The organism is Peribacillus sp. NPDC097264 (genome assembly GCF_050277925.1).
Taxonomy (GTDB): domain Bacteria; phylum Bacillota; class Bacilli; order Bacillales; family DSM-1321; genus Peribacillus.
On the sequence record NZ_JBNNSR010000021.1, the window covers coordinates 1 to 13,886 of the forward strand.

The 13,886-nt window shown below is 42.8% G+C and carries 12 protein-coding genes and 1 riboswitch; of the genes, 4 read left to right on the plus strand and 8 right to left on the minus strand.

What is annotated here, in order from left to right; all coding sequences use genetic code 11:
• From ACQKL0_RS19920 to ACQKL0_RS19930, 3 genes are all read right to left on the minus strand, one after another.
• Positions 1-279: hypothetical protein (locus ACQKL0_RS19920; protein WP_427689175.1), on the minus strand; the 279-nt coding region annotated here is incomplete at its 3' end.
• 219 nt (positions 280-498) lie between these two features.
• Positions 499-1,710, minus strand: a complete 1,212-nt coding sequence (locus tag ACQKL0_RS19925; protein WP_407408468.1) for a S1C family serine protease — start codon at positions 1,708-1,710, stop codon at positions 499-501.
• A 240-nt stretch (positions 1,711-1,950) separates the two neighbouring features.
• Positions 1,951-2,730, minus strand: a complete 780-nt coding sequence (locus tag ACQKL0_RS19930) for a hypothetical protein (protein WP_427689177.1) — start codon at positions 2,728-2,730, stop codon at positions 1,951-1,953.
• Positions 2,731-2,920: 190 nt separating this feature from the next.
• Here ACQKL0_RS19930 and ACQKL0_RS19935 point away from each other — a divergent pair, with 190 nt between their 5' ends.
• Together ACQKL0_RS19935 and ACQKL0_RS19940 are read left to right on the plus strand one after the other, a co-directional pair.
• A complete protein-coding gene (locus ACQKL0_RS19935; protein WP_402872044.1) occupies positions 2,921-3,277 on the plus strand; it encodes a hydrolase in 357 nt (118 codons plus the stop codon).
• Positions 3,278-3,343: 66 nt separating this feature from the next.
• Positions 3,344-3,724: a hypothetical protein gene (locus ACQKL0_RS19940; RefSeq protein ID WP_427689179.1), complete on the plus strand. Its 381-nt coding sequence runs from the start codon at positions 3,344-3,346 to the stop codon at positions 3,722-3,724.
• A gap of 60 nt (positions 3,725-3,784) precedes the next feature.
• On the opposite strand, the gene ACQKL0_RS19945 is transcribed toward ACQKL0_RS19940, so the two are convergent.
• The 5 genes from ACQKL0_RS19945 to ACQKL0_RS19965 all read right to left on the minus strand — a co-directional run bounded on the left by ACQKL0_RS19945 (position 3,785) and on the right by ACQKL0_RS19965 (position 11,111).
• Positions 3,785-4,798: an ABC transporter permease gene (locus ACQKL0_RS19945; RefSeq protein WP_402872050.1), complete on the minus strand. Its 1,014-nt coding sequence runs from the start codon at positions 4,796-4,798 to the stop codon at positions 3,785-3,787.
• Position 4,799: 1 nt separating this feature from the next.
• On the minus strand, positions 4,800-6,302 hold the full coding sequence (locus tag ACQKL0_RS19950) for a sugar ABC transporter ATP-binding protein (RefSeq protein ID WP_427689181.1): 1,503 nt from the start codon (positions 6,300-6,302) through the stop codon (positions 4,800-4,802).
• A 67-nt stretch (positions 6,303-6,369) separates the two neighbouring features.
• Positions 6,370-7,485 (minus strand): sugar ABC transporter substrate-binding protein, encoded by a 1,116-nt coding sequence (locus ACQKL0_RS19955; RefSeq protein ID WP_402872056.1) that lies wholly within the window; start codon positions 7,483-7,485, stop codon positions 6,370-6,372.
• A gap of 113 nt (positions 7,486-7,598) precedes the next feature.
• Positions 7,599-7,705: riboswitch (SAM riboswitch) on the minus strand.
• An 89-nt stretch (positions 7,706-7,794) separates the two neighbouring features.
• Entirely contained in the window at positions 7,795-10,536 is a 2,742-nt protein-coding gene (locus tag ACQKL0_RS19960; RefSeq protein WP_427689183.1) for a GTP-binding protein, read from the minus strand.
• 401 nt (positions 10,537-10,937) lie between these two features.
• Positions 10,938-11,111 carry a hypothetical protein gene (locus ACQKL0_RS19965; RefSeq protein ID WP_402872063.1) on the minus strand — a complete coding sequence of 58 codons (174 nt, stop codon included), beginning with the start codon at positions 11,109-11,111 and terminating at the stop codon, positions 10,938-10,940.
• A 392-nt stretch (positions 11,112-11,503) separates the two neighbouring features.
• Here ACQKL0_RS19965 and brnQ point away from each other — a divergent pair, with 392 nt between their 5' ends.
• A complete protein-coding gene (gene brnQ / locus ACQKL0_RS19970; protein ID WP_427689185.1) occupies positions 11,504-12,829 on the plus strand; it encodes a branched-chain amino acid transport system II carrier protein in 1,326 nt (441 codons plus the stop codon).
• Positions 12,830-12,943: 114 nt separating this feature from the next.
• Positions 12,944-13,876: an aldo/keto reductase gene (locus ACQKL0_RS19975; protein ID WP_407408497.1), complete on the plus strand. Its 933-nt coding sequence runs from the start codon at positions 12,944-12,946 to the stop codon at positions 13,874-13,876.
• Positions 13,877-13,886: the final 10 nt, after the last annotated feature.

The following is a 13,886-nucleotide window of genomic DNA, read 5'->3' on the forward strand; positions in this document are numbered from 1 at the left end:
TTTTGTTTTGGAATTGAATTTTATAAGCTTCGTTGTTTCCGGTATAATTCTTTCCCCTTTCTTGGTGTTCGCCGTCATTTCTTCTGCCAAGACAAATAATATACCAACCAAGAAAATACTCGCTGCACTTAACGCTATGGTTATCCCTATTGTTGATAGCACATACCCTCCGTTGTAACCGCTTACAGAAAAACTGATTAAAAACAATATAATTCCGATTGTACATCCTGTGCCTGATACCCATTTCAATGCATCCATGATCTTCTGATTAGCTTCCATCCTGTCAGCTCCTTTTCTTTCTATTTTAACAATTTTCACATTTTTGTCAACATTTCTACTATTTTACATTATAAACACGTTGTTTTCCTTGACAAATCATTTCTCTTTATTGGAAGGGAATATAGATATGTTCCCTCATGGTTATATTATTAGCTATACTAAAAATTCTACTCTAAAAGAAAAGACTTCGGACAGTTTTCAATCCGAAGTCTTTTCCTATTAAGAACCTTTCAAGGTTATCGTCAACGTCTTTTCTTTTGCCCCTCGATAGATCTTGAATGTTACCTTGTCACCTATTTTCTTATCTTTGTACAGTTGTTTTCTCAATTCAGCAGCCGTGCCAATCTTGGCGCCATCAATCGCCACGATGATATCCTGTTGCTGGAGACCTGCATCCGCAGCCGCCGAACCTGGTTCTACACTATTGACCATTACCCCGGCTTTTGCAGGCTCAGGCATTTTCTGTAGATAATATTGCGGGAGTTCCTCTGTATTGGTAAGACTGACACCTAAATAGGGTCGCGTAATTTTTCCCTTTTCGATTAGCTCTTTTACTATCGGAATGACCTCGTTACTTGGAATCGCAAAGCCTAAGCCCTCCACTCCACTTTCCGATATTTTCAAGCTATTGATGCCAATCACTTCACCAGCCGTATTGATTAAGGCACCCCCGCTATTTCCAGGGTTGATGGCCGCATCCGTTTGTAACACATCCAGCTCCCATTCGCCGTCCGAAGTATCAACCGAAATCGCCCTTCCCGTTGCACTAATGATTCCTTGTGTTACTGAGCGCGAAAAATCAAGTCCGAGCGGATTCCCGATGGCCAATACCTCCTCACCTGGTCGAATGCTATCAGAATCACCAATACTGACGGCTTCCGGAGCAATTGAATCATCAATCGTCAACACCGCTAAGTCCGTTAAGGCATCAGCACCGACCACCTCTGCTGTTGCCTTTTTCCCGTCATATAACGATATTTCCACTTCCTTAGCTCCTTCGATTACATGGTTATTCGTGATGATATAGGCTTTGCCATTGTCTTTTTTATAAATGACCCCTGATCCCGTGCCACTTTCCACCGTTTCATTTTCCGTACTTTGTTGCTGGAGGGGATAACGACTTTGTGTTTCTTGAAAGTTGACGACACCTACAATCGATTTTGAAGCTGTTTCAACCATATCAGCCCTCTGATTGGAATCTGTACTCGTCGACAATTTTTGTGGAGTGACCGTTTGCTCTACGGCTGCGGTTTGAGAGGTTTCATTCACAGCTTCTTTCTCGGTATCCCCAAACTCACCCCCGAATACAAATACAGAAGAGGTTACTAAAGAAGCGACCACTCCTGAAACAAGGCCAGTAAACACATGTGACTTTACTTTTTTCGGTTTATCTTTCACCCTGACTTGTCCTTCATCATTATAGTTCTCCATCTTCTTCCCTCCTATTTATGACTTTCACCTGCCTCCATCATAAACAGGAATTATTAAAAAATTCTTAAGAAACCTTGAAAAAATATAAATTTCTTAGATGGACCGATATATTTGCGGCTTGGACCGATAAAGGTCTGGTTTTGACCGATAAAACATCCAAATTGACCGATATAAATACGGTTTTGACCGATAAACTGCTTACAACCAAAAAAAAGACGCCTCTATTAAAGGCGCCCCTCCTTACATCACTTCATACACTTCTTTTTTCTGCTTATTCACGCCATACCAGCCATACGTGGCAGTATGTCCACCTTCGTTACTATCATTGACGACTTCAAAGACTTGAAAAATATAGTCTCCCTTTTCATCATCGTGATCATATTGGATTTGTAGATGTGGATTGTTTTCGGCATCCACATAATCCTTCACCAGCTGCTCCGCTTTCGCTTTTGTAAAGGCTTGGTCCTGGTCCTTCTCCTCTTCAACCGGTCCTTCTTCGGCTGGTTCTTCCTTAGCGGCTTTTTCCTCTTCTTGTGCTTCCTTCGGCGTTTCTGTTTCTACTGCCGGTTTATCTTCAACTTCCGACTCGGGGATAGCTTCTGATTCCTCCCCCGATTGTTCATCCGTCGTTTCCTCTAAATCCGTCTCCTCTTCAACTGGTTCTACGTCGGCTTCTTCCGTTTTCACCAACATTTCCGTAGCCTTTTGAACCATCAACTTGCCTTCTTCAAACTTTGCCTTATATGCGGCTGCCTCTTCGAAAAAGACCTGTGCTCCTTCTACATCCTGTTCTTCGTATTTTTTCATTCCATCGTAAAGTAGGCCTGATAGCTCCATCAGCTCTTTCGCTTCCGCAGTGGGATCATCTTCATAAGCCAACTCAAATGCTTCATGTGCTTCTAAATAATTCTCTTCCTTTAGTTGGCTTTTCCCCAATTCCATGTTTGAGTCATACATCCTCGTTGCACAACCTGAAACGATAAATACCATCAATAAAATACATACGGATAATTTCTTCATAGTAGCACTCCCCATCCTTGTTCAATGTCCTAAGTTGTCCTATCAATCTCTAAATCTATCTTACCCTATTTCATAAGAAATATCTGACATCTATGTATGAAAGCGACTTTTTTATAGGATATTCATTTTTAGGGTTACTTTTTTACAAATAGTGGTACATCATAATTAAACACTTGAAGGGGTGGTATAAATGAGTCAAGAAAAGCAGACGTATCATGTGGATTTAGTGAGTGGGGATATTCTGGCACAGAAACTAGATGAAAACCCAAGCTTCACCATACAAGCGAATGATGACGAATTAGCCGAGTTAAAGCAATGTTTGGACGATCATCTGAAAGATGATCTTGAAGCTTTTGCCCGTTCTCACGTACCTTATCTTCTCTACCATCATGACCGGGCCAATGATAAATATGATGCGGCCATGAAAAAACTATACCGGATCATATACAGATTAGGTGACGAGGCCGCCCGGAATCACATTGAGGAGATTGGCATATTGGAGGATAACAAATTCGAGGGAGACAGTGAAATCCAGAAGTTTAAATAAGCACCCCATTAGAACAGGATCTTATATATGAAGATTCTGTTTCTTTTTTCATATAAGGAGGTAGGGATGATAAGAGCGATGAAGTTTGTCCTATTGGCTTGCTCTCTTTGTCTACTGTATGGATGCATGCAAAATCCATCCAGTAAAAAAACCGTGGAGGAAAGTGAAGCAAGCCCAACAACGGAAGAGTCCTCTGAAGAAAGCGGCCTCGAGCAAGGGGTCAGCCAAGTGGCGGAAGGATATTCACAGGCACCCGGGGAAAACGATGCAATCGGTTCAGATAAAGAAAAAGAAATTTATCTTTACATGAAGTCACTATACAACACTGGAGGACAGAATATTCAAGACGCCATCACGGAAAAGGCGAGTAACAAATTCGAGATTACACAAGAACAGGCCGGTACGATTTATATGCAGTATGAAATGAAGTTATCCAAGCCCAAATGAAAAATTCGCCACACTGAAACAAAAGACCAGCAATCATGGCGACTGCTGGTCCTTAATGTTTCAGTGTTTTTGTTTATAATAGGTCACAGCCAAGGCAAGGGCGAGAACTGCGCCTTTCACGATGTCCATTGCATAATATGGGACCGACATCATGATTAGCCCATTTTGCAGAATTCCAATCAAAACGGCCCCGATGAACGTTCCGAAAGCATTCGGTTTACCTGCTCCTAGAACAGAAGAACCAATGAAGGCCGCCGCCACCGCATCCATTAAATAGGGAGAACCTGAATTGATTTCCGATGTCATGACGCGGGAAGCAAGGACGATCCCGCCGATAGCAGCGAACAGCGCCGACAGAAGATAGGCCACTACTTTATATTTATTGACCGAGATTCCCGAAAGTCTAGCCGCCTCCTTATTTCCGCCAATGATGTACATATAACGGCCATGCTTCGTGTAGGTCAAAAAGATATGAGTCGCAACGACAATGACGCCCATGATCAGGATAATCCAAGGCACTTGTCCGATTTTGGCGAAAAATGGGCTGATTAAACCTGTAGCGAATGTTCCATCAGGCATCACCATGTTTTGTGAAACCGTGGCCCCTTTTGTATAAGTAAGGGCAAGCCCTTGAATGATGAACATGGTCGCCAATGTCATCAGCATGTCCGGGATCCTTAACTTTACAATCATGAATGAATTCAATGCGCCCACCACAAGCGAAGCACCAATGGCCGCTATTATCGCAATCAACGTATCCTGGGAAAACCAGACAAACATCGAGATGACGATGGCATTGGCTAATGAGGCAACGGAGCCAACTGACAAATCGAAGCCGTCAACCGTCAAGGAAATCGTGATCCCGATGGCGATGATCGTCACGATGGAGATGGAACGTAAAATGTTAATAAGATTATTCGTTTGAATGAACGATGGATTCGCAATAGCAAAAACGGCAATCAAGATGATGATCGTCAGAATCGTTCCATATTTATAAAAGAATTCGAACAGATCAACTTTTTTCCTGGCTGGCGTTGTTGGTTTCTCTGTAAGAACCGGAATTGGTGTACTCATCCTATTTGCCCCCTGTTGAGTAGAATAGTAGTTCTTCTTCATTTGTCTTGCTTGTCTCTAGCTCCTTGACCATCCTTCCGTCATATAAAACATAGGTCCTGTTTGTGATTCCTATGATTTCGGCCAATTCGGATGATGCATAAATAATCGCTTTCCCCTTTTGGGCTAACTTTGCGATCAGTTCAAAAATATCCTTCTTGGCCCCGACGTCGACGCCTTTTGTCGGCTCATCGAATATGTATACATCCGCATCAGCCAATAACCACTTTCCGATGGCGATCTTTTGCTGATTGCCCCCTGATAGGTTTTCGACCTTCGCTTCCTCTGAAGGCGTTTTGATCCCAAGAGTGGCTATCAGGTCTTTCGCCTTTATCTTTTCTGCCTGGCGATCGACGAAGCTGAATGCCTTACTGAATTTCCCGACACTTGCAGCAGTCAGGTTCGTAGTAACAGACTCCTGTACGAGAACGCCTTCTTTCCTCCGTTCTTCGGGGACTAGTGCCAAGCCGCTCTTCACAGCATGATGGGGCGTTTTCAGAATAAGCTTCCTTCCATTCAGCACAACTTCCCCCGTTATAATGGCCGTATGACCGAAAAGCGTTTTACAAAGCTCCGTTTTCCCTGCCCCGACAAGGCCCGCTAAACCGACTATCTCACCGGCCCTCACATGAAGACTGACATCTTTGACTTTATCGGCATCCGACAGTCGGTTCACTTCAAACATCACCGCACCAATCTCGGCATTCACGACGGGAAACTGTTCTTCCATTGACTTTCCAAGCATCTGCTCAATCACTTCGTTTTGTGTGATATCCGTAATTCTACTGCGCCTCACACTCTTCCCATTTCTCATGATTGTAATGTCCTCACACACTTCAAATATCTCGGGTAGACGATGAGAAATGAAAATAATGCCTACACCACGTTGCTTCAGCTCATTCACAATCCGGAATAGTTCCGTTGTTTCCGTATGGCTTAACGGAGCAGTCGGCTCATCGAGAATCAAGAATTTACATGCGGTTGAAACGGCCCTAGCTATCAAGACCATCTGCTTTTCGGCCAACGTAAGGTCCCTTACCAGTTTTTTCGAAGACACATGGATGTTCATATCTTCCAAGATTTCCGTCGCTTTTCTATGTAATTCCTTCCACTTGATGATTTGTTTTCTCCCCATGTTCTGTACGGATTCATTCAGCATCACGTTCTCCGCAACCGTTAAATAAGGAATGAGGGCCGTATCCACTTCCTGATACACAATTTGAATGCCAGCTTCCTGTGCCGACTTTGGCGACCGGATATCCTGTACCTGGCCATTTAGAAAAATGTCGCCGGTATAATGGACATGAGCTCCTGATAAGACTTTCATTAGCGTCGATTTCCCTGCTCCATTTGCGCCGACCAATGCATGTGCTGTTCCCGACTGTACTGAAAAATCAACTTCACTAAGCGCTTTTACACCTGGAAACTCAATCGATATTTGTTTCATTTCTAGTTGAATGCCCATGTCCAATCCCTCCCATTAAACAGACACTCTCTTCAACTTGAAAGAGAGTGTCTACTGATTCTGATCGTTACTTCTTATAATGTTCTTTCAATACTTTCATCCAGTCTTCTTCAAATTCCGTTGATACTCCCCAGCCTTGAACAATGCCGGATAGATTGGTCATATTGACAGCGTCCTTCGATGATTGAAGCTGTTTTTGAGATATCAATGATGCTTCTAAATCATAGGTTTGCGGCGTTTCTTCCCCCGCTAGTTTTTTCGCTAGCAGTCTCATATTCACTGCACCAATCAACTTCGGATCAACCGCTGCGGTATACGACCATGAGCTTCCTTTTGTTTGAATCTCCTGAAGGTCGGCATTGGACACGTCAATACCATAGATTTTCACTTCATCGCGCCCCGCTTCTTTTATCGCACGAGCTGCTCCGATAGCGAATGCATCCCAGGTTGCGAAAATTGCGTCTATTTTACCTTTTGGATACTTGTTCAACATCGCCGATACCGCGTTTTGCGTCTGGACAGAAGTATCTGAAGATGCCACTCCGAATCTTTCAATTTCATGAATGCCAGGATTTTCTTTCAGCTTTTCTTGATACACGGCATTTCTTCTCACCATAGGAGGGAAACCATCTACCCAAAGGTATGCAATGTTCGCTTCGCCTTTTTGCTCTTCAATCAATTTGTCAAAAGCAAGAGTTGCCAATGCTTCGTCATCTTGTGAGGTTACTGTTACCCCATCAATTTTCGTTAAATCGCCGATGGAATCGAATGTGACTACGCTTTTCCCTGCATCAACCAACTTTTGTACGTCATTCACTGTCGCTGCATCATCACCATGGGAAATGATATAGCCATCATAGTCTTCCTCCAGAGCCTGAGCGATGGCGTCATGGAATTTAGCCGTATCGCCATTGGCCGTAAAAGTATCTACTTGGAAGCCAAGTGCTTCTCCTTCTTCTTGCGCCCCTGCTAAGTATTGGGCCGTGTGATCATCTCCGCCAATTTTACGAATGACTTTAATTTTAGCTCCCTCGCCTTTCGCAAATCGTTCTGGAACATTTTCAAAAGATACCTTTTCCTCTTTTTTCGCTTCCCCTGTACTTTGTCCCGAAGAACACCCCGTCAAAAGCAACGCCGAAGCGATGACGGAAACGAAAGCTCCTTTTAAAATTGATTTTCCCATTTTAATTCCCCCTATTTTTTACATTATTCTTATCTGTTAGCTCGGCATAAACACAAAATAAAAACCTCTCTAAAATAGAGAGGTTTAATCAGCTGGTTTGCAGACTTATCCCTCTCTTATCTGTCAAAACATTTCTGTTTTGCAGGATTTAGCACCAATTCCTAATTGGAACGGTTGCTGGGCATCGTAGGGCCAGTCCCTCCGCCACTCTTGATAAGAGAATATAATGTGTTACGTTTCGTTATGGTAAGTACCACTTTATAGGGATATAGTCATTAAGTCAATAGTTTTTAGAATATTTTAAATGTTTTATTTTCCTTGCAGTTTCGCCAGGCGTCTTTTCTCGATTTTTTCAAGGCGTTCGAATTGGCGCAGTTTCACTTCGAACAGGGTAATCGGATCACGGTAGACTTCAGGATTTTGTCTCATATGTTCCAATGTAGCCTGCTGTTCTTTGATTTCGGCTTTCGTCTGTTCGATATTTTTTTCAAGGATGGCAAATGGACTGCGGTAGAACAGGGATATGTCACGTTCCAAGGATTTTTCGAACAATCCAAACTGAGTAAGGAATCTGTCACTGATCATATCGGCAACATCCTGGAAGTCTTCATTTTCCAAGAACTTCTTATATCGATTGTACATATTCGCTTTATTTTGCGGAATCGCACCAAATAGCTTCCCGGCTCCCTTAAGAATCAACTGAGATGGGGTCCTTCTTAGTAATATGTTTACATTTTCTATCCGGATGCTGCTTGTCATCCGGTCCGCATCACGGCGCCAGTCATCCAAGACCCGGAAGTCCCCGGCCAGTACAATACGTTCTTCTTTGTATAGCTCATTGAAGCCTGCGCTCATCTCATCCATGAACTGTTGGCTTTGCGTGAATTCTAACTCAGATGTAGCAATCCAGTCTTGAAGCGAGCGGAAATACTGCGGCATGATTTTATCGGATATAAATGCCTGGATCCGATCGTTCATTTCCTGATTCAACTGTATATGCACTTGGCTAAAGTCACTATTCTCAGATAATGTTTTAGAGCAATCACGCAGTAATTCAGGAATTCGTGTGGAAAGCTGTTTTTTCACTTCTTCTTTTAATAAGCGATAAGATCTTGTAATGTTTTCGGTTTTTTCTTTTTCCAAATCAGTCAACTGATTCGTAGCGCCATTCAACTTCACTTCCATCTGTTCATTCCAAGAAATCGAATGCTCGCATTTCCGTTCATTCGCTGCCCGTTTTTCTAATAGATAGGATAAAGTTTTACGCGTGAAGGCAAGGAGCTTCTCCGCCCTCATTTCCTTCCAATTGCTATCTTGATAGTTTGCGTGAAGGAAGACAGCTAGATCCTGCAGTTGCTGTTTGCTGTCATAAAGCTTGGAGAAAGCAAATACCTTCGCGTTCGGGAAATAAGCATTCACCTTATCCCATGTTTCATCTTCCATCCTGACTGCCACTTGATCACTATAGATGGTATCCATTTTATTCAGCAAGAAATGAATAGGAAGTTTAGGGGCCATTTGTTGCATTTCCAATAGCAAATCACGTTCACTGCCCGTGAAAGGTGCCCGTGCATCCAGAACGAACATCACTCCATCGCTCTCCAGTAAGTAATTTTGGAAGTCAGGGTCTACGCTTTTCTCTCCATTAAATCCTGGAGTATCCAGTAGACGCAGGCGATTATTTCTCAAATAATCACTGATGAGTGTCACATCGACAATCGTTCCGCGTTGACGACGCGTTTCATCCAACTCCGTTAACTCTTCGACCATTTTACGATCTGTATCGGTAATTTCATAGATTTCCAGGTCATCGCCATCTTTAACGCTCACAAGAGATGAATGGTCTTCCGCTGCAATGCTTTCACCCGCTATCGATTGAATGAAGGATGTCTTGCCATTTCCTGCACTTCCAACAAGAAGCAGATTGAAATTGCTCATATCCTTAATTCCCTCAACCATCCATTTCAGCTTATTGCCGACTGATAGATCATTGCTCTCTGCCCATTGAATGATGGAGTGAATCAGTTTTTCGCCTGCTTCGAGACCGCCTCCCAATCTAGGGGATTTCGCTAACAGACTTTCTGCATCTTGAACAACAAGTGCGCTCACTGTATCTGGGAAAATCTCATTCCAGGAAAGGACAGATGCCGCTGCAAATAACGAAATCTCCCCTTCAGCGATTTTTAACCAATTTTCCAACAGTCTTGGTACGACAGGACTTAACTCTTTGACTAAATGCGTACCTTCTAGTAATCCTGCATAGGCATCGCGATAATAGACGGAAAGCTCATACCAAACATCCCCGTTGTTCAATTCGATTTCATCGATCAATTTATTGATGACCTTAAGCCATTCAAAGTAAGAATCCGTATATTTATAGTTCTTCCAAAGGGCTACCGTCATTTTCTCAAAACGATCTTGGTCAAGATTATATAAGGATCTAAGCACGTTCGCGAAATAATCCGGAGCCGTCGATTGTGCAACGCCCTGCTGGATGTATGTTTTCAAAACATCGAACCAAGCCATTGACTCCGTACGGATACTTTCGTTGGCCGCTAAAACTATCGCGCTATTCCAATCCTTTTGCGCATCAAAGAAGGAACGCGCAATTTCCGTGACATTTGGATAATCCGGTTGGAAATCGACTGCTTCCTTCACCACTTTGGATGCCAGATCATTTCTTGTTTCTACTATGTATAGTGAAAACAGTTGCAGAAGGACTTCCGTCTTTAATACAGGTTCGCTCGTATTAATGGCTTTATAAATATCTTCTGCCGTCGAATACATCTCTAGCTCAAAGTAGGCATCAGCAATATTCTTCTTAGCCCATTCAGCAAGATTGCCCTCTATATTCTCCCATTTAAATATGGCCGCCTCAAAGTCATGATGCAGGAAGTACACTTCCCCCTGGGCAAACCTGATTGTGGTTAAATCCGATCTTTCCTTTTTTTGTTCCACGAGAAACATTTCTCCCAAGGCTTGAATCGGATGCTTATTTATGTCATCAATCATCGTTTCATAGAACTTTTTGCCAATCAGCTGTTCTTCCATCGTAATTCCCCCGATATATTTCATATTTTCAAGTAAAGGATCAAATCAATAGGTTCCTTTAGATAAGAAAATGATCTGTCAAAGCTCCAACTTATTATTTTAACAAAACAATATGGTAACAACATGTCATAACTCTTACAAGTTTAAAACAGAAACCGCCAGGCTTGTAATGTTTTTAACAAATCGACTCTCTCCCTTAAAATATGCTTTTATGGATTTCACCAGGATATGAAGCAATGCGAGGGATATTTCCTATACCATTAAATTACCAGAATCCCCGTTCACACACTACCTTAAAATGGTAAAAAATAAAATAATATAAAAAAAGCAGCACCTTTGATCATGAAGGATACTGCTCTCTGATAAGCATTGAACAGTAATTGTCCTTTGACAAATTGGGATTATACCCCTGTGCGCTTACGTTGATTATTGGGCTTTTTAGTTAATTGGCTTTTAAGCGGTTTTGTTTTTTTCACAACACCGGTTTCTAGTTTATCTTTACTTGTTTCAGCTTGCTTTTGCGCCAATTTCTGCTTGACAGCATCCGCCAGGCTCAACTTTTTATTTTCAGACATCATATTGTCTCCTTTAGTGTTCTACTTCTATTATAATATAGATGAAGGTAGAAAGATAATAGGGAGTTTTTACGATTCTTTCGATTGATCATAAACCGTTTTAAACCATAGCAGATTCTCTAGGACTAATATCCTGTCCTAAAGAAGAATTCATCCTATTGACTTAGTATACTGAATTTGCTAAATTATTTTTAGATTATAATAGCTCCGTATGGACCGTACGTTGACTGATTGCCGTGGCTTTTAAAAAAACGCGGATATGGGTGGTAAAGCGAGCACACAACTCGTCCCTCTAAGTAGGGGCGTTTTTTTATTTTCTTAGTAATACTTTCACATGATCCCGTAGTCCATCCGGCGAGTTTTTCACTAGATCGTAAAAAGGAGACATCATCATGAAAAAAACAGACGTATTATTTATCGGGCTTATGCTTTTCTCCATGTTCTTCGGGGCGGGCAACCTGATTTTTCCTCCATTTTTGGGAGCCTCATCAGGGACTTCCTTCTGGCCGGCCATCGCAGGATTTATCGTCACAGGCGTCGGACTCCCGATTCTAGTTCTGGTCGCCGTTTCCCTCGTCAAAGGCGGGGCAGAAACGATTGGGTCGCGTGTGCACCCAACTTTCAGCAAGATTTTCATGATCGTCATCTATTTAAGCATCGGACCTTTCCTTGCCATACCCAGAAATGCTAACGTCGCCTATGAAATGGGATTGAAACCCTATCTTGGCGACACGATAGGCCAATCGCTCTTTTTATTCCTATTCACGATTGCATTCTTCTTGATTGTTTATGCCATATCGATGAATCCTGAAAAAATGGAGACCATCATGAGCCGTTGGAGCACGCCCACTCTATTAGGGTCTATTGTCATCCTTTGTATCGTTGGCTTTATAAAACTGGATGCACCCTTCCAGGCACCAACAGAGGCGTACGTAACAGGTGCTTTTTCAAAAGGGTTCATTGAAGGTTATAACACGATGGATGCTTTAGCCGCCCTAGCCTTCGGGATTGTCATCCTGACCTCCATCCAAAAGAGAGGGGTATCGGACCGTAAGCAGCTGACTAAGTACACCATAAAGGCTGGAATGGTCACAGCAATCTTCCTATCTCTTGTGTATACATCCTTAGGTTTCATGGGAGCACGCATGGCTGCGAACGGTTCTTATGAAAATGGAACCGATATCCTGACCGCCGCTTCTACCCTATTACTTGGGACAGGCGGGAAAACCCTTTTGGGGATCATCTTCCTATTGGCCTGTATCGCATCCGTAGTAGGATTAACAACAGCCTGTGGACATTATTTTTCCAATCTCATTCCTAAGGCCAGCTACAAAACGGTCGTCCTGCTCATTACGCTAATCGGGTTCACTCTATCCAATCTAGGATTGAATCAAATCTTAAAAGTATCCGTACCTTTCCTAGTGATGGCCTACCCTTTAACAATTGTCCTGGTCGCTTTGACGTTCTTCAGCCGTCACTTTAAAAATCCAAAAAAAGTATACCGGAGCGCTATGATTTTCACCGGTATCTTTGCCCTGATCGATGGACTGAGCGCTTTTGATGTACCATTAGGACTCGTGGAAACATTCACCGAAGCCCTTCCGTTTTCTGAACATGGAATGGAATGGGTCCTACCAGCCTTGGTTGGCACGGTCATTGGCATTATACTAAGCCAAGCAGGGAAAGCATCACCCACCGAAGACATGGTAACCAAATAAGTGGAGCAGATGAGTCCGTTGATTCATCTGCATTTTCCTCGCCTTCTATTGCTTATTTTTTGGAAATTTCCACCCTATTTTTGTTATGATAAGGATAGAGGAGATGATCAATAAATGTCAAAGCAAACACGTATTGGTAAAACGAATTTGTATGTGAATCAGATTGGTCTTGGTACGAATGCAATTGGTGGACATAACCTATTCCCTAACCTGAATGAAGATACCGGAAGAGATGTCCTGCGGACGGCTCTTGAAGAAGGCATCAACTTTTGGGATACAGCCTACATTTACGGGCCCGGACGCTCGGAGGAACTGATTGGCGAAGTGTTGAAGGATACCGGCAAACGCGAGGAAGTGGTACTCGCTACGAAAGGTGCCCATAAATTCGTGGATGGTAAAATGGTCATTGACAACTCTCCCGCTTTCCTTAGAGAGTCTGTAGAATCCAGTTTAAAGCGGCTCCAGACTGATTATATTGATTTATTTTACATTCATTTCCCTGATGAAGCTACACCAAAGGATGAGGCTGTCGGGGCTTTAAAAGAATTGAAAGATGCCGGAAAAATCAAGGCGATTGGCGTCTCGAATTTTTCGTTCGAGCAATTAAAAGAAGCCAATAAAGACGGCTATGTCGACGTCTTACAATCCGAATATAACCTGTTTAAGCGGGGAGCCGAGCAAGACTTGCTTCCATATACAGCTGAAAATCAAATTTCCTTTGTCCCTTATTTTCCACTTGCATCCGGCCTGCTTGGTGGCAAATATAATGAAGAATCCAAGTTTGACGACCTGCGGGCTAAAGATCCCCTTTTCCAAGGACAAGCCTATGCAAGCAACTTGCAAAAAGTCGAGGAGCTTCGTGAAATCGCCAACCGAAAAAACGCAGAGGTTGCGGACGTCGCCCTTGCCTGGTATTTAACACGTCATTCCATAGATGTCTTGATACCCGGGTCCAAAAAGCCTGAGCAAGTCTCGCGTAATTTAAAAGCATTGGACGTTGAATTAACCATCGATGATATTGCTGAAATCAGCGCGATTTTCGCTTAAAAGATAAGAG